The organism is Carnobacterium sp. CS13 (assembly GCF_016653495.1).
GTDB lineage: Bacteria > Bacillota > Bacilli > Lactobacillales > Carnobacteriaceae > Carnobacterium_A > Carnobacterium_A antarcticum.
This window is the reverse complement of sequence record NZ_CP067364.1, coordinates 54,358-71,349: the sequence shown is the minus strand read 5'-3', so window position 1 is coordinate 71,349 and position 16,992 is coordinate 54,358. Positions and strand designations below refer to the sequence as shown.

Genomic DNA, 16,992 nt, shown 5'->3' with positions numbered 1-16,992 from the left:
CGGCATAGTAGTCCTCCCTCTTTTTAAGCTGCTCCTTAAAAGTTATGAGGTTTGATTTATTTTTTTTCTAATGGTTTATGTTTAAACACTCTTGTTGCTGCCACGGCTTCTTGCCAGCCTTCATAAAGATTTTCACGAAGATCTTCTTCCATTTCAGGTTCAAAGATTCCGCCGCTTTCCCAATAGTTTTTAATTTCTTCTTGGTTTTTCCAAAATCCTGTTGCTAGTCCTGACAAGTAGGCTGCCCCTAAAGCTGTTGTTTCATTAACTTTTGAACGCTCGATAGTTGTGCCTAAAATGTCAGATTGGAATTGAAGCAAGAAGTCATTTTTAGCGGCTCCGCCATCCACGCGCATCGTATTGGTTTGGATGCCTGAATCTTTATTCATTGTTTCGATGACATCTCTTGTTTGGTAAGCTAACGATTCTACGGTCGCTCTAATGAAATGCTCTTTTGTCGTCCCGCGTGTGATCCCGAAAAAGGCACCACGAGCGTCTTGATCCCAATAAGGAGCTCCTAAACCAACAAAAGCCGGCACCATATAAACGTTTTCAGAAGAATCTACGCGCGTTGCATAATCTTCTGATTGCGGCGATTCTCTAAACAACCGCATGCCGTCGCGCAGCCATTGAATAGCTGAACTAGCTACAAAGATACTGCCTTCTAAAGCATACGTGATCTCGCCATTGATTCCATAACCAATCGTTGTCAATAAACCATTTTTTGATTTGATGGGTTCTTTACCAGTGTTCATGATGATAAAGGCACCTGTCCCATAAGTGTTCTTAACCATTCCTTTTTCAAAACAAGTTTGGCCAAATAAAGCAGCTTGCTGGTCTCCTGCGATCCCAGCGATAGGAACTTCAGCGCCATAAAAATGATAGGCCACAGTATGCCCATAAACTTCCGAAGAAGATTTAACTTCATGCAGCATTTCTTTTGGAATGTCTAGTAATTCTAAAATGTCATTATCCCACTCCAAATCATAAATATTGAATAACATCGTCCGACTGGCATTGGTATAGTCCGTTACATGTGCTGCGCCGCCCGTAAGTTTCCAAATCAACCAAGTATCGATCGTTCCAATAACAATTCGCCATCTTTTGCTCGCTCTCTTGAGCCTTCAACACGATCTAAAATCCATTTCACTTTTGTTACAGAAAAATAAGAATCAATAATCAGACCGGTTTTGTCTTGGACCATTTCTTTGTGTCCGTCAGCAATCAATTGATCGGCAATTCCAGATGTTTGTTTAGATTGCCAAACGACTGCATGATAAATCGGCTGCCCGGCTTTTTTATCCCAGATAACGGTCGTTTCACGTTGGTTAGTGATTCCTAAACTGTCTATTTCTTGTGGTTTTAACCCAGATTCAATCAGTACGCCAGCAATAACTGAAAGTGTTGAGATCCAAATATCGTTAGCATCGTGTTCTACCCGGCCAGGTTGAGGGAAATGTTGCGGAAGTTCTTTTTGAAATGTCCAAAGGGGTTGTCCCTTTTTATCAAAAATGATGGCCCGTGTACTCGTCGTTCCTTGATCAATTGACATAATATATTTTTTTCCATTCCTATACCTCCAGACTTTTAATAGCGCTTACATTTTTCACACATCTTTACTTTAGGGGTAATTTCACAGAATGTAAAGCGATAAGCTCAGCCCGCACCACACTTTCTGATTCTTTATAACACGGGTTTTTCACATACGATGGTTTGAATTTCCGACTACTTTTCAATAAAAAAAATCGGTTTTGTTGCACTGACTAAAAAATCTCCTTTTCTTAATGAATGATTCATTAAGAAAAGAAGATTTTTTTAAGGTTTAGTTATCCGCTGAGATCCAAGCCCATTTGTAACTGTCTGGACCAAAAACCCGTTTGTACATATCTTGCACATAAGGCTGCAGCAGATAAGATTCAGCAGATTGGTATAAAGGCGCCAAGGCCGCATCTTCGCCAAGTGCGACTTTTTCAATCTCAACGAGCGTGTTCCAACGCGCTTCATCGTTATCGTAAGTTGCTTTAGATTTTTCTACCAATGCGTCAACTTCAGGATTAGAATAATTCATTCGGTTGATGTCGGTATGGAATCGTTCAACATAATTGATGGGATCCGCAAAATCCGCAACCCATGAATTAACAGCCATATCGTAACTTCCTTTACGGACCGTATCCAGTTTCATCGAGAACGGCATGCTTCTTAACTTAACTGTCATCCCTGGCAAGTTCGTCTGCAATTCATTTTGCAGATATTCGGCTAACCGTTTTGAGCTTTCTGTATCAGAAGTGATCAATTCTAATTCGATCCCGTCAACTCCTAATTCAGACAAGCCTTTTTTCCAAGCTGTTTCTGCTTTTTCAAGATCGTAAGGCAACAGATTGCCAGCATCTTCATGGTAATCAGCATCTGTTTTAGGATTGGCTGCTAGACCAGCAGGTACAAAACCATCGATGGATTCTGAACCATCTTGCAGCACGCTGTCCACATAGGCTTCTTTATCAATTGCTGAAGCAATGGCCATACGAATATTGGGATTGTTTAATTCCGTCGTTTCCCCACTGTTAACGTTATTCATTTCAATGTAAAACGAAACAGCTTGCAAGGTCGAAACAATAGCAGGATCGTCTTTGTATTGTTCGACAAAAGAACCGCTCAATACAGCAATGTCTACATCGCCATTTTCATACAAATTTAATTCCGTTGAAACTTCTTTGATGACACTTACGGTGATTTTATCGAGTAAAACTGCTTCTTTATCCCAGTAATCGGGATTCTTTTCATAAGACCATTCTACACTGCTCGCTTGTACCCAATCCGTCAAAACAAATGGACCATTGTAAACCAAATTTTCGCTGCTCATGCCATAATCCGAACCTTGTGATTCAGCATACGCTCTATTTTGAGGGAAAAAGAAAGGCAATGTCAGCAATTGATCAAAATAAGAAGTAGGTTGAGCTAAGGTGATTTTTAATTCTTTCTCACTAACGGCTTCAATACCTAATTCGGCTGGTTCCATTTCGCTGTTGATGATTTCCGTCGCGTTTTGAATCAACCCATCGTACATATAAGCGTAACCACTAGCGGTCTCAGGATTTACTATTTTTTGCCAAGCATAAACAAAATCATCCGCTGTCACAGCCTCATTGTTTGACCAGACAGCGTCTTCCCGAATGTTAAAAGTATATGTTTTGCCATCTTCACTAATGGACGGTTTACTATCTGCTACTCCTAAAATAGGTTTGCCATCTGGGCCCAATTCATACAGTCCTTCAAAAATATTGTTCATGACAGTAAAACTTGTCAAATCTGTCGCAATAGCCGTATCAAGTGAAGGTATTTCTGAAGCTGCAGTTAAATGCAGTTCTTGTTTTTCAGCAAGATTTTTCTTGTCACTGGTTGACGATGAAGCTGAATCATTCACAACAGCCTCTTTCGTATTCCCGCATGCACTTAAAACTAGTCCAACTCCTATTACACCAATAAGTCCTTTTAACCTTTTCTTCATCTTAATTCACCCTTTCCTTATCCTGTTTGCTGATTTTTAGTTCATTCAAAAGTGACGTCTGACGGTACACAATTCTTTTGCATAATTCGTTCCAGAAATAGTCGTAATGATTACTTTTGATCCAGGTGTTTGCGAATGGATCATTTGATCGTCGCCGATGTAAATTCCTACGTGGTGAACGGCGCCTTTTCCCTCCTCGTAAGCAAAAAATAACAAGTCGCCCAGCTGTGCAGTTGAATAGTGCACTTCCGTACCCTCCAAAGCTTGTTCGTGTGCATCGCGGCTCAGTTCTCTACCGAAAACACGATACAAGCTATAAACAAAACCAGAACAATCAAACCCCACAACACTCGTTCCTGCCCAGACATAACGTAGGTGCAAAAATTCTTTTGCCAAAGAAATGATTTGTTCAGCGCTATCCTGACTAGATTGGCCGAGGAATTGAACGGCTTCTTTAGCAATCCAGCCTGGACCATCAGGAGTGAGAACATAAATGTTTTTTTCGTCTGCCTCAGTGACTGAAAAAACCGTTCCTACTGAAATCTCTTGCTTTTCATATGCCATATCAAAAAAATTCAGTTGAGCTGTTGATTTTTTAATGGCGGCTTTATCTAGTTCCGCTGACCAGTCTTCAGGAATAGGACTTAGATCGTTTGTGAACACCCATCCTGGATAACCAGCCTGATCTTTGGAACTTTTTTGATCGGGAACCACGATTTTAGTGTAGGCTCCACTGGTTTCTTTTGTATCGACTATTTCACCATAAAGCAATTCTGAATCTACTAGCCGATCTGTATATAAAGATAGGACTTCTTCATCTGTTAGTTGATAGAATTTGGCTTTTCGTTCTTGATGCATCAGCTTTTCTTTTACGGCATGCGGTTTATGATCGGACCACAAAAAAGCCGAACTCTTATTTATCATTTTTTTCACTTTTATCCGCCTTTCCTTGTTTCCTTTTTCTCACGTCACGTTGAATGAATAGACTTTGACTGAGCGTCAGCCGCTTTTAAGGTTTCAAAAGCAAGCTTGCCAATTTCTTGCATCCATTCGTATGCTTTCGCTTCTTCTTGCCCTTCTTTCGTCAAAGCTGCGATAAACAACTCTTGATCATGGTAACGAAACAATGCAACATCATGGCGAATGCCATTGTCTTCACCGGTTTTATTCAGCATTTCTAAAACAGGAATTTCTCGTTCATCTAAAGCGCCTGGTAAACCGGTACGAAATTGCTGCTTCACTAAAGGCTTTTCGATTCTATCCTTCCATAGTGGGGCTGTCTGGCCCAAGGCGATGATGTCTTGCAAGACTTGAACTGCGCCTCTTGCTGATACTTCGTTGATTAAACCAGAAGCATAATCCATCAAGTACCGTCTGAGTTTAATTTCATCTCCCCATTCTTTGGTTTTTATCCAACTTTGAAGCGTTTTCAAATCAGCGTAACGAATTAATTGATTCGTGGCTTCATTGTCTGAAACAGCGATCATCAACTGCAATAGTTCTTCTACTGTCCAACTCTCTTTCGTCGTCAGTAAATGAAGGACCCCCGAACCGGTTACGCGCCCTTCAGCTGGCAGCGTTAGCGTTTCAGACAAATCCAGTTTTCCTTCAATCGCTTTTTCGTAATAGTATAAATAAATCGGTAGTTTTATGATGCTCGCTGCCCAAATCAATTCTGCTTCCTGATCTGCTGCTAACACCTGCTTTCCATCCGTTATGTATAACGCAGAATGCATATAGGGTACAAATGTTTCTTTCAAATTTTTTGTTTCTTTCATCCAATCCATGTCTGCTCTCCTTTGCTTAAACCTTTTTTAGTTCATCACCGCCGTTCATAAAATCTCCACATTAAACTAACAGCGTTTTATTACTTTTATCTAATTATAATGAATATTTTTTCATTTCACAATTCAAATAAAACGTTTCCATCTAAGACGTTGTCTAATCGGGTGCATTGAATGCCTCTAATCGCATTGTATATGAAGTATAATTAAGATACTATTGCCAGGAAGCATCACCAAGTATATTGCAAGAAAGGTTCAGGAAACGGAAAATAAGAACAGTTATACAAGTAATTTGAATCTATTAAAGTAGGAGAGTTGAATAATTTTATGGAAGATAAAAAAGAACTAAGCTCTGCAAAACTGATGTGGAAAATGACGCGTCCACATACCCTAACAGCGACTTTTTCTCCAGTCATTTTAGGAACCGTAATAGCCATGTCCGAATCAAAAATCAATGGGCTTTTATTTATTGCTATGATGGCTGCCTGTTTAGCGCTACAAATCGCAACAAACTTATTTAACGAATACTATGATTTTAAACGAGGGCTGGATACCGCTGACTCTACTGGAATTGGCGGTGGCATCGTACGGCATAGTTTACAACCGAAAAACGTATTAGCAACAGCATTTTTATTGTACGTTCTAGCTGCTTTTATTGGTGTATACATTTGTATGAACAGCAGTTGGTTGTTGGCAGCAATTGGTTTACTGGGGATGGCCATCGGTTATTTATATACTGGCGGGCCATTCCCAATTGCGTATACTCCTTTTGGAGAATTATTCTCTGGATTATCAATGGGAATAGGTTTCGTATTGATTGCTTTTTTTATTCAGACACAGACCATCACTCTTCAAAGTCTCTTGATTTCTATTCCAATCGGGATTCTAGTTGGTGCCATCAACCTGTCCAATAACATCCGCGATATCGAAGAAGATAGTAAAGGTGGACGGAAAACATTAGCGATTCTTCTTGGAGATCAGAAAGGAATCATTGTGTTATCTATTGCATTCGCTGTTTCATATGTATGGATCGTATTTCTAGTTGCGTCGGGATATATCAGTCCTTGGGCATTTATTGTTTTCTTAACGGTGAAAAAACCGTTCGAAGCCATTCAAGGATTTCTTAGAGGGTATACTGAACCGCAATATATGCGCATAGCAATGAAATCAACTGCTCTGACCACTACCTTCTTTGGGTTCTTGTTAACTGCTGGGTTACTCATTAGTTATTTATTTTAAAGGACATAGCATTTCTGAACGGCTTTGTCAGATAAAATCAGTTCCTATTTCCTTGATGCTGCTGTCTTGTCTATTTTCTAAGAAAATATCAAGGTGCCGGCAACTACGCCTTTCTATCTTATCTGCATTTGGCTATAATGAAATCTGTATTGCTGCTAAGTTGAATAAACTGAAAATTTTAAAGAAAAGGAATGAAATAATGTTAATTGCTATAAAAAAAGAAGAATGGTTGGGAAATGTCAAAAATGATCTCCTAGCCGGAATGGTTACTTCTATTGCTTTAATACCCGAAGTTATTGGTTTTGCCATTATTGCTGGGGTTAACCCTATGACTGCTTTATTTGCATCTGTTACAACGGCACTGGTGACTTCTTTCACTGGTGGGCGTCCAGCGATGATTTCTGCTGCTGCTGGCTCTATGGCTCTAGTAATGGTGAGTCTGATCAAGAATCATGGGATACAGTATATGATTGCAGCCACTATTTTAACTGGGATCATTCAATTGATTCTAGGTTACTTAGGCATTCAAAAATTGATGCGCTTTGTTCCAAAACCCGTTATGCTCGGTTTTGTTAACTCGTTAGCTTTGCTGATTTTTACTGCTCAAATCCAACAATTGGTCGGCGGAAATCAATGGACTTACCTAATGGCCGGAGTCACTATTGCTTTAATGTATTTAATTCCCAAAATCACAAAAGCAATCCCTCCTGCACTGATTGTCATTGTTTTGATGACCGTGTGCTCAATCGTATTTCCGATGGGCATTCAAACAGTGGGGGATATGGGCGATATGAATGGCCTTTTGCCACGCCTATCGTTTCCCAACATTCCGTTAAATTTTGAAACTTTAAGAATTATTTTCCCGACAGCATTAGCTCTTTCGATCGTTGGTCTAGTAGAATCTTTATTGACCGCTCCATTGATCAACGAGATGACCGATACAACAAGCGATAACCAGCGCGAAGTCAAAGCACAAGGATTAGCGAATATCGTGACTGGTTTCTTAGGCGGTCCTGCTGGTTGTGCCATGATTGGACAAGCTGTTATCAACGTTAAATCAGGTGGACGAAAACGTTTGTCGACTTTTGCGGCCGGCTCTTTTCTTTTGTTTTTAATCGTCGTTTTAAAAGGACTGATGATTCAAATCCCTACAGCAGCCTTAATTGGAATTATGATCACTGTCGCTATTGCCACATTTGATTGGAAAAGTTTCCAGTATCTCAAAACGATGCACATCACCGAAGGAGCTATTATGCTGATTACTGTAGGAATCGTTATCTACACACATAATCTAGCCATCGGAATTATCGCAGGAGTTGTCTTAAGTGCTATAGTCTTTATGACGAAAATCTCTTTAGTCTATGTTGTAAAAGAAAATAATCGTTTTAAGATTCATGGGCAATTATTTTTTGCTTCTACTCATGACTTTACACAAGCTTTCGCAGAACCTATTCAAGATGATTTGATTATTTTGGACTTTACGCACTCGCATATCTGGGATGATTCCAGTGTAGAAGCGATCATCAAAGTAATCCAAAAACTTAAAGCACAAAATAAACAGGTTGAAATAGAAGGCTTGAATGCTCAAAGCCAAGAATTAGTCGAAAAATTAAAAGGATACTTTTTAGACTAATTCCATGATTGACACAAAACCCCCTACAAAAACAGTTGTTTTTTTAGGGGGTTTTTAAATTGGCGATAAACCAAGAAAATTAAATTTCTTGGTTTTCGATCATCTCAATAAATTTCGTGGCAGCTGAAGATAAAGGGACGCTTTTTAACGAACAGGCTCCTATGTTTCTCTGAGGTATTTCTTCAACCAAAGGAACTTCGTAGACTAATCCTTTGGTTAAATATTCTTGCGAAAACTCTTTTGTCACACAAGCGATCCCTAAATTTATTTTAGCGAATTCCAATAATAAATCATGTGAACCTAATTCAAATTCCGGTGAGATTTTTATCCCTTTGGTCAATAAATAATCTTCGACATACTTTCTAGAGATTGATTTCGGCTCAAGTAAGATAGACGGGAATGCTGCTACTTCAGTAAGAGTTAACGGTTTTGTTAAGCGGCTTTTATATTTCTCTCCGCAAACAAAAATATCTTGGATTTCCAGGCAAGGTCGTAATTCTAATGCAGGGTCATTTAACGGAAAATTACAAATAATGATATCGACTTCGCCTGATTTTAATAGTGCGCTAAGTTCTAATGTTGTGCCATTAAAAATCTTAAATTTTATCTGAGGGTAGCTATTATGAAACGCCTCTAAATAAGGCAGCAGAAAATATCTTGAAATCGTATCGCCTACTCCTATTCTCAGTTCTCCGGCCATTAAATTTTTGGATTCCACCATTTTCTCTTCTCCGATACGAAGCAAATTCAACGCTGAGTTAGCATATTCAAATAAAAGCAGCCCGTCATGAGTCAAAGTGACTCCTTTAGGTGTACGATTAAAGAGGCGTATCTCTAGTTCTTTTTCTAACTGCCTGATGGCTTGGCTTACCGCCGGCTGTGTCATGTACATATCTTTTGCTGCTTGAGAAAAGCTCTCGCTTTTGCCGACCGTACAAAATACTTTATATAAATCTAATTTGCTTACCACATAATCACTCCTTATACCTACCATTCAATAGATTAATTTTACTTATACCACTAAAATGGGGTATATTACAAGTAGATAGAATCATTGTTTAAATAAACTTTAAGAGTTATAAGGAGCGGTTTATATTGGAACGTGTAGTTGGAACAGTTACTAGAGGGCTTCGTTGTCCTATTGTTAATGAAGGAGATCGGATTGAAGAGATCGTAATGGAAAGCGTATTGGCTGCTTCAGAATCTGAAGGCTTTCAAATTCTTGATAAAGATATTGTAGCGATCACAGAATCGATCGTTGCCCGGGCTCAAGGAAATTATGCAACCACAGATCAAATTGCTCAAGATATCCAAACAAAATTTGGCCAAGAGACGATTGGCGTCATCTTTCCTATCTTAAGCCGTAACCGTTTTGGAAACTGTTTGCGCGGTATTGCTAAAGGAGCTAAAAAAATAGTTTTGATGCTTAGCTATCCAGCAGACGAAGTTGGGAATCATTTAGTTGATCTTGATATGCTTGATGAAAAAGGCGTCAATCCTTGGACTGACGTTTTAACAGAAGAAGAATTCCGCAATCATTTCGGATATAAAAAACATGCATTTACAGGTATTGATTATATTGAATTCTATAAATCATTAATAGAAGAAGCCGGAGCCGAATGCGAAATAATCTTCTCTAATAACCCAAGAACGATTCTTGACTATACAAAAAATGTTTTGACTTGTGATATCCACACAAGAAACAGAACTAAAAAAATATTAAAAGCAAATGGCGGAGAAAAAATCTACAGCCTTGATAATGTCTTAGCTGAATCAATCGATGGCAGTGGATATAATGAAGAATTTGGCCTTTTAGGTTCAAATACAGCAACGGAAGACAGCATAAAACTGTTTCCGCGCAATTGCCAACCTGTCGTAGATCAAATCCAACATATGCTTAAAGAAAAAACTGGTAAAAATGTAGAAGTCATGGTTTATGGAGATGGAGCATTCAAAGATCCAGTCGGAATGATTTGGGAACTGGCTGATCCAGTTGTATCTCCCGCATACACATCAGGACTTGAAGGAACTCCTAGCGAAGTAAAATTAAAATACCTTGCTGACAACAATTTTGCTGATTTAAGAGGCGAAGAATTGAAACAAGCCATTTCTAGCTTCATTGACAATAAAGATGTCGATCTTGTTGGTTCTAATGAAACGCTAGGAACAACTCCACGTCAATTAACGGATTTAATTGGATCATTAGCTGATTTAACTTCAGGCAGCGGAGATAAAGGCACTCCTATTGTCTTTATCCAAGGCTATTTTGACAACTATACAAACTAAAAACAGCTTTCTTTAACGAAAGGCAGTCAATTGAGAAATCACTCAATTGACTGCCTTTTTTAGTCTATAGTTCTATTTAATTGGAAAACGCAACACTGTTTTCAATTTATCTGGCGCCACTTTTCGAGCATCGGAAAGATAGATTTCCTTGTGAACGTGTCCAATACGTTCCAGACCCTGTTCGTCACAATAGTCTGACATTCGTTGGAAACTTCGAGGTTCATCATCGTAACTTCCTACATGCAGAATTTGTAAGTTGCGACCTTCCACGAGGGATCGTAAGAAGACACGGTCACGCATTTCTTTCGGCACTTTCTTCGCAACGGTTTCTTCGACTTTTTCTACTAACATTTCGGTTATAAATTCTGGTTGTCGAATCATAATACAATAAAGAAGCTGATCTTTGTCAAGAGGGGCGCCCTTAACAACCGGTACTTTGGAATCCCAAAAAGCTTCTAAAGGAAAAACAGTGTAATCATAATAACCAGCTGTTTCAATCCCTTTTCGTGGGGACATCTTTAAAGCATAAGAATAAGCGTAAAGCGCCTCAATGGTTTGAGAAAAACCACTGCCGTTAGGGTTTCCTTCCCCTTCAATCATCAAATACTGCATTTTAGGAAGTGTCACGATCGTCGGTTGTTCTTTGGGCAAGTAAATATTCTTGTCCTTTTTCCGCCATTCGTATTTCATGGAAAAAATCTCCTTTTTAACAAACTACTCTGTGTTCTCTGCTTTAAAACCACGAAAAAAAGCTGTCTAAAATTTCTTAGACAGCTTTTTTCGCATGTCTTTTTTGTACAGTGTTGGTATTACATTTCAGCTAACACGTTTTCAAGTTTTCCAACTAATGCTATCTGACCAGATTCAGCTCCTTCTAAGGCGCCTGGTCTTTCACTAATTCCGGTTTGATCAAGGTGCAAGTGAGTCGTTTCAACACCTGTTGCTGTCAGTGTCCATGTAACCGTATGGACTTCAGAACCTGTGCCCCATGTGTAAGATAATGTATTCGGAGTGTCCACCACAAGGACTTTGCCTGTTACAATTCCATCCCACCATTCATTTGGTTCCGCTTGAAATTGAAAGGTATGCCCTACACTTGGTTTAAAATCATTTTTCCATATCCATTTTTCTAACATAGTTGAATCGGTTAGTGCGCTCCAGACAGTATCGATTGAACTTTTCAACTGAAAATCTAATGAAAATTCTGCCATTATTTTCCCCACCAATAATCTTTTTTACATTTTACTATTTATTCCAAAACTTCTCCTAATAAACAATATGCATTCAAGTATTTTTTCTGTCTCTAGTATCTCATATTATTTAATTGCTGTCTTTGATGGTGACCACACTTTAGCTGATTTAACTTCTGAGAATAACCGTGCAGATTTAAAAAAGGAGTTCAAAGACTCCTATCTCATACATAAAGTCTACATGATGTTCTTATGTCCCTTAACAACAGAGATTTAACATACTTAAGGTGCTTAAATGGGGTTTGCGTACCTTATCGATAGCGTTTTGAAATCCTTACGGTACTCACAAAAAGATAAAAGAAATTTTAAAACAAACGAACAATAAAAACCTCTAAAACACCTTTATAACAGGCATTTTAGAGGTTTTCACTGTCATATATGAGACTTTATTAGATGGTTGCCTTTGTTGCTGACTACACTATGCTATTTTAACTTCTGGAAGCAAAGATAATAGCGACCTATCGTCTTATTCTTCAGCTGCTTCGTACAGAATAACATTTTCAATGTAATTGACAAACCGTCTTAAACCTTTCGATTGTTCATTGTTGATTTCTCCTGATTTGTACATGCGGCTTATTTCAAAGCGTTCTGTATCCATCACTTTAATGCATAAACCTTCTCTTAGTTCTTCTCTTTTCTCATTGTATTGAGCTCGAGTATTTACCAGTCGATTCAGCATGCGTTTATAATCCAATACAACAATATGAATCATATCCGTTTCAGGGTGTTCTTTTGCATAGCGCTCTAACTTTTCATGAGCCGCTTCAAAAGCTTTTAACTGCACATCTCTTCCCAATTGCAACTGTGCTTTGTTCGTTTCATCATTTAGAAGATAATGTCCTTTATATCGTAACCAGCCTCTGAAGGCTTTTCCCAGAATATACTTTGCGTCTGTACGAACATTGTTAGACAGCACTTCTTCTCGGTGATCAAGTGAATTTTCAACTACTTCAAACGTTTCTTGGTCAATTTGGCCTTTTTCTCTGATGTTTTGAATGTATTTTCGTTCTTCTTTTAGGCCCATTAATCTGATTTCAGTAATTTTACGTTGATATTCTTTCGTTTCGGCTACATTTTTTTCAGTCTCGATTTTCCCAAGTAACCTTCTATACTCCGCTATCAATTCATAAGCTACTAGCTCATTTTCTTCATCTACTTCTTGTCTGATCTGTTTGATTGCTTCTACAATAATTTTACGTTTCGCTTCAGTCAAATCGCTTTTAGGAACAAATTCTCCTGCAGTACTCAAAAGCGGTAAGAATATTGTTGCCACAACTAATGTAAACAGGATCACGCCTGCTGCTAAAAACAACATCAATGAACGCTCGGGAAACAGGGCGCCGCTCTGTACAACATAAGGAATTGAAAGAACACCGGCCATTGTGACCGTCCCGCGAACACCTGTTAAGCTGATCAATAAACAGGTTCTAAAATCTAATTTCTCACTACCTTTTATCTTCCCAAAGTAATATTGATAATGGAAGAAAATATAGGTCCAAACAAAACGAATAACTAAAATAGCTAAACCAATGGCTACTACGTACTCAATCGCTAAACCATTTCCGATCCTAGGATTGGAAACTGTTTCGATTACGGAAGAAGGGATATTTAATCCTAATAATAAGAAGACGATCCCATTTAGAACAAATAAAATCATCGACCAGATGTTTTCTGTTAGAAGCCGTTCCTCGGCCGCCAGAATTTCTGTTCGCTCTTCGACGATCGAATGCACTATCCCCGCTACCACTACTGCGATAACACCCGAGGCATGCAGACCTTCTTCTGTAATGATGTAAATAATAAACGGAGTCAGGATTTGCAATAACGAATGGAAAGAAGCATCACTGATTCCTTTTTTCCGCAGACTATGTTTGATCCATGTAATTATTAAACCAATCACCAGTCCAAAAAAAGCTCCTGCTATAAAGATATATGAAAAGTCGAAGATCGCTTCTTTTAATGAAAAATAACCGGTTATAACCGCAGCAATCGCGTAATTAAAGGCTACTAAGCCTGAAGCATCATTGATCAGCGATTCTCCTCTAACCAACGTCAGTACTTTTTCCGGCAAGTGGATTCGTTTTGTGATGCCGTTTACCGCTACTGGATCGGTCGGCGACAAAATAGCGGCCAAAGCAAAAGCAGCTGCAAGCGGAATACTGGGGATGATCCAATGAATAAATATTCCGCCGCCAATCGTCGTCAATAAGACCAATACTATGGCATTACCGAAAATAGGCGCGCGCATCTTCCATAATTCTTCACGAGGAAAATGCCTTCCATCATTATATAAAAGCGGTGCAACAAATAATAATAGAAACCATTCCGTCTCTAATTCAAACGAAATATCCTTAAATGAACTAGCAATAAGGATTCCTAAAGCTATTTGAATCAATGCTGTCGGTATAAAAGGGATATAGTGACTAATAACATTTGAAATCAACAAACAAACTAACAGTAATAAAACTGTCATTAATAAACTCATATTTTCCCTCCCAAATTCTCAATTTGGTTTCGTACTTTAGCATTGGCTGCCAAGCTTTCAACCTTTAACTCATGAATAGATTTTCCAGAAATACTTTACATATTTGCTACATTTTCCAAATGAAATCAAACGAATTAAAAATAAGGTAAGACCTAGTCATGCAACGAAATTCTCTTTAATAGCTGTTACATTATTTTTGAAACGTTTGAAGACAACCGTTGATCTCCGTTCATTATCCTCTTTTACTGAGAAAAACAATCAGTATGGCTGGTTTAAAGAACAATGATAAAATAATTTTACTGGAAAAAGGCCAAATCACCTAACACTTTTTAATAGGTTTTTCTGATTTTAATAAATGTTCGCTTTTCTTTGTAACTGATTTCATACAAGTATGGTGTGGCCTTTTAATATATGCTATAGTAAATAAAAAGTATAGAACGCACGGACTGTATAGAAATACTTGCAGGAGCTTGTGCATTAGGAGAAGTTTTATGAAAAAAATTGTTTTTTCAACTGAAAGTGGAGCAGATCTTCCAATAGATTTGATCCAGCAACACGCTATTCAAGTTGTCCCTATGCACGTCGTTATGGATGGAAAAGACTATCTGGATGATGGATCTACACCTGTAACAGACATTTACGATTTTTATGAACGGACAAAAACGATTCCCACGACAACTTCTACAAACCCCAATGAATACCATGAATTCTTTACAAAGATAGAAAAAGCATACCCAGACTGCATTATTGTTCATATTGGCTACACATCAAAAGCTTCTTCATCCTTCCAAAATGCACGTATCGTATCCGAAGACTTTGCAGATCTTTACCTTATTGATGCTTTAAATGTTTCTGGCGGGTTAACGGCTATTGTGATGTATGCAGTAGATTTGTTAGAAAAACAACCTAATATAGAACTTGATCAATTGCTGACTCACATTAGAGCAAGTGTCTTTAAAGCGCGTCTAGCGTTTGTACCAGGCAGCTTAGAGTTTCTAAGAGCTGGCGGGCGAGTATCAAATATGGCTTACCTTGGAGCCTCTTTATTAAAATTAAAACCACTTATTGAGTTGATTGACGGTAAACTGATGTCCACAAAAAAATACCGGGGAAAAATGAGCCGTGTGGCAGAAGAATTGCTGCACGACTACTTGAACCGTTACGACATCGATAAAGAACAACTTTACTTCCTTTACTCGCTTGGACTTGAAAAAAGCATTCAGCATCGTATGAGTGAGCTCGCAGCTGAGAAAGGTTTTAAAAATATCAAATGGATCCAGACTGGATCGGTGATCTCTACTCATGGCGGTCCAGGGGCTTTCGGAGTTGCTGGTTTAGAAAAATAATAGGGCTCTTTATCAAATCGTGTTGGTGTCTCTTAGATTGAAATTTCCTTCGGAACTTACGTGTTTGCTTGTAGAAATCCATGGGACCGCCCTGGAGGGCCCTTTGGGTCTCCAGGGATTCAAGCAGCCACTATTCTTCCAAAAATTTCAAGATTGTAGCATATAGTCATTTCATTTACCAACACCCAAAATGATAGATCTTTTTTAATGGGCTCCAGATATTTTTCAAACGTTTGAAGAACAGTTCTCGCTTTTCTTGGTAAAGCATATTTTTTTGATTCTTCTAAATATCTTTTGAATCGTTTGAAATCACGGTGTTCCAGTGCCCACTTCAATTGATTGAAAAGCCCATAGACACGTTCAAGTCTGGAATCAAGTTGCACAAGGTAATCCGCCATCATTTTTTCAGTAACAGCCCCTTCATATAACCGGTGGGTAAAATAACGGGAAAAATCTAAATCGTCTTCATTTTTAAGCACCAACTTCCATTGTTTTTTTAGTTTTCGATAATCCCTTGGCCTCGTGTAACGCAGTTCATTCATAACCTTGATTCGTTCGCTGTTCAAAGCCCGATTCATATGTTGAACGATGTGGAATCGGTCAATGATGATTTTAGCGTAGGGGAAACAATCTCTCACAAGCTGTGTATAGGGTGAATACATATCCATCGTGACCGTTTTGACTTTGTTTCTTGCTTCTACTGGATACCGCATAAAATAATCCAGCAGGTAAGGCAGTTGTCTATTCTCGACAACATCCGTCAACCGGTGGGTTGACGCATTAATAAACAGGAAGCTCATCGCTCCGGATACATCCTTGACCGACTTGAATTCATCGATGGAAAGATGTTGGGGCAGTTCCTGATTGTTTGGTTCAAGCGTCTCCCCCACTTGGCGCATTACCCGAATCACAGTAGGAGGAGAAACGGACAGGTGCTGGGCGATAAGTGTCATGGATTGTGTCTCTTTCAATTCCATGGCAATAGTTGTCTTGATCGAATTAGAGATGAAGCAATGGCGATCGACCAGGGAGGTTTCCGCTATGAAAGTCGAATCACAGTGCTTACAAAGAAATCGCTGCTTTTTCAATCGGAGCAGTACAGGCTGGAAATTGACATGAGTCAGTGTGAGTGTAGAACACTTTGTGCCGTGTTTGATGAGATCCTGGTGAGAGTTGTTTTTGACACCACACACTTTACAGCAGGTAGGCCGATAGGTCAATTTCCCATGCACTACCAGATATTCTTGATCCTTTTTCTTTTCCTTCATAACAGGAACTTCAGATAAATAAATATTTGGGTCTTTAATATTGAGCAGTTTTTTTATAGAATGAGTGTAGGCCATGTGAATTCTCCTATTCTTTTGTGTGGTAACTTAATTATAGGAGTTCACTGGTCTTTTTTCATTTAAAAATAAAAAATAGTGCCAGTGAACCGATTGGTTCACCAACACTAAATATTATAGA

12 protein-coding genes and 1 pseudogene are annotated in these 16,992 nt (G+C 38.7%); 4 read left to right on the top strand and 9 right to left on the bottom strand.

All coding sequences use genetic code 11. The annotated features are described in order from the left end of the window. Window positions 1-56 precede the first annotated feature (56 nt). The 4 genes and pseudogenes from glpK to JHE06_RS00300 all read right to left on the bottom strand — a co-directional run bounded on the left by glpK (window position 57) and on the right by JHE06_RS00300 (window position 5,292). Window positions 57-1,552 (bottom strand): annotated as a pseudogene (gene glpK / locus JHE06_RS00315) (glycerol kinase GlpK). Window positions 1,553-1,822: 270 nt separating this feature from the next. Continuing rightward, window positions 1,823-3,505, bottom strand: coding sequence for a peptide ABC transporter substrate-binding protein (locus tag JHE06_RS00310; RefSeq protein ID WP_201088954.1), 1,683 nt, complete (start codon window positions 3,503-3,505; stop codon window positions 1,823-1,825). A gap of 45 nt (window positions 3,506-3,550) precedes the next feature. Further along, the gene (locus JHE06_RS00305; protein WP_236253585.1) at window positions 3,551-4,429 is read right to left on the bottom strand and encodes a C40 family peptidase; all 879 of its coding nucleotides are present in this window, start codon (window positions 4,427-4,429) and stop codon (window positions 3,551-3,553) included. Between the two features lie 44 nt (window positions 4,430-4,473). Then, entirely contained in the window at window positions 4,474-5,292 is an 819-nt protein-coding gene (locus tag JHE06_RS00300; protein WP_201088950.1) for a serine hydrolase, read from the bottom strand. 324 nt (window positions 5,293-5,616) lie between these two features. On the opposite strand from JHE06_RS00300, the gene JHE06_RS00295 reads away from it, so the two are divergent. Both JHE06_RS00295 and JHE06_RS00290 read left to right on the top strand, forming a co-directional pair. Next, a complete protein-coding gene (locus tag JHE06_RS00295) occupies window positions 5,617-6,528 on the top strand; it encodes a 1,4-dihydroxy-2-naphthoate polyprenyltransferase (RefSeq protein WP_201088948.1) in 912 nt (303 codons plus the stop codon). A 199-nt stretch (window positions 6,529-6,727) separates the two neighbouring features. Then, window positions 6,728-8,161 carry a SulP family inorganic anion transporter gene (locus tag JHE06_RS00290; protein ID WP_201088946.1) on the top strand — a complete coding sequence of 478 codons (1,434 nt, stop codon included), beginning with the start codon at window positions 6,728-6,730 and terminating at the stop codon, window positions 8,159-8,161. Between the two features lie 79 nt (window positions 8,162-8,240). On the opposite strand, the gene JHE06_RS00285 is transcribed toward JHE06_RS00290, so the two are convergent. Next, window positions 8,241-9,131 carry a LysR family transcriptional regulator gene (locus JHE06_RS00285; RefSeq protein WP_058919622.1) on the bottom strand — a complete coding sequence of 297 codons (891 nt, stop codon included), beginning with the start codon at window positions 9,129-9,131 and terminating at the stop codon, window positions 8,241-8,243. A gap of 125 nt (window positions 9,132-9,256) precedes the next feature. On the opposite strand from JHE06_RS00285, the gene JHE06_RS00280 reads away from it, so the two are divergent. Then, the gene (locus tag JHE06_RS00280) at window positions 9,257-10,447 is read left to right on the top strand and encodes a coenzyme F420-0:L-glutamate ligase (protein WP_058919621.1); all 1,191 of its coding nucleotides are present in this window, start codon (window positions 9,257-9,259) and stop codon (window positions 10,445-10,447) included. 72 nt (window positions 10,448-10,519) lie between these two features. Here the strand turns inward: JHE06_RS00280 and JHE06_RS00275 are convergent, their stop codons facing one another. From JHE06_RS00275 to JHE06_RS00265, 3 genes are all read right to left on the bottom strand, one after another. Further along, window positions 10,520-11,137, bottom strand: coding sequence for a GyrI-like domain-containing protein (locus tag JHE06_RS00275; protein ID WP_201088944.1), 618 nt, complete (start codon window positions 11,135-11,137; stop codon window positions 10,520-10,522). Window positions 11,138-11,256: 119 nt separating this feature from the next. Next, on the bottom strand, window positions 11,257-11,658 hold the full coding sequence (locus JHE06_RS00270; protein WP_201088941.1) for an SRPBCC family protein: 402 nt from the start codon (window positions 11,656-11,658) through the stop codon (window positions 11,257-11,259). A gap of 505 nt (window positions 11,659-12,163) precedes the next feature. Further along, window positions 12,164-14,182, bottom strand: coding sequence for a Na+/H+ antiporter (locus JHE06_RS00265; protein ID WP_201088939.1), 2,019 nt, complete (start codon window positions 14,180-14,182; stop codon window positions 12,164-12,166). 491 nt (window positions 14,183-14,673) lie between these two features. On the opposite strand from JHE06_RS00265, the gene JHE06_RS00260 reads away from it, so the two are divergent. Next, window positions 14,674-15,528 carry a DegV family protein gene (locus JHE06_RS00260; protein WP_201088937.1) on the top strand — a complete coding sequence of 285 codons (855 nt, stop codon included), beginning with the start codon at window positions 14,674-14,676 and terminating at the stop codon, window positions 15,526-15,528. 119 nt (window positions 15,529-15,647) lie between these two features. Here JHE06_RS00260 and JHE06_RS00255 read toward each other — a convergent pair whose 3' ends face one another. Then, window positions 15,648-16,871, bottom strand: a complete 1,224-nt coding sequence (locus tag JHE06_RS00255) for an ISL3 family transposase (protein ID WP_201088935.1) — start codon at window positions 16,869-16,871, stop codon at window positions 15,648-15,650. Between the last annotated feature and the right edge of the window lie 121 nt (window positions 16,872-16,992).

Coding starts and splice junctions, on each gene's coding strand:
- JHE06_RS00310 (WP_201088954.1), bottom strand. CDS start 3,505: ATGAAGAAAAGGTTAAAAGGACTTATTGGTGTAATAGGAGTTGGACTA.
- JHE06_RS00305 (WP_236253585.1), bottom strand. CDS start 4,429: ATGATAAATAAGAGTTCGGCTTTTTTGTGGTCCGATCATAAACCGCAT.
- JHE06_RS00300 (WP_201088950.1), bottom strand. CDS start 5,292: ATGGATTGGATGAAAGAAACAAAAAATTTGAAAGAAACATTTGTACCC.
- JHE06_RS00295 (WP_201088948.1), top strand. CDS start 5,617: ATGGAAGATAAAAAAGAACTAAGCTCTGCAAAACTGATGTGGAAAATG.
- JHE06_RS00290 (WP_201088946.1), top strand. CDS start 6,728: ATGTTAATTGCTATAAAAAAAGAAGAATGGTTGGGAAATGTCAAAAAT.
- JHE06_RS00275 (WP_201088944.1), bottom strand. CDS start 11,137: ATGAAATACGAATGGCGGAAAAAGGACAAGAATATTTACTTGCCCAAA.
- JHE06_RS00270 (WP_201088941.1), bottom strand. CDS start 11,658: ATGGCAGAATTTTCATTAGATTTTCAGTTGAAAAGTTCAATCGATACT.
- JHE06_RS00265 (WP_201088939.1), bottom strand. CDS start 14,182: ATGAGTTTATTAATGACAGTTTTATTACTGTTAGTTTGTTTGTTGATT.
- JHE06_RS00260 (WP_201088937.1), top strand. CDS start 14,674: ATGAAAAAAATTGTTTTTTCAACTGAAAGTGGAGCAGATCTTCCAATA.
- JHE06_RS00255 (WP_201088935.1), bottom strand. CDS start 16,871: ATGGCCTACACTCATTCTATAAAAAAACTGCTCAATATTAAAGACCCA.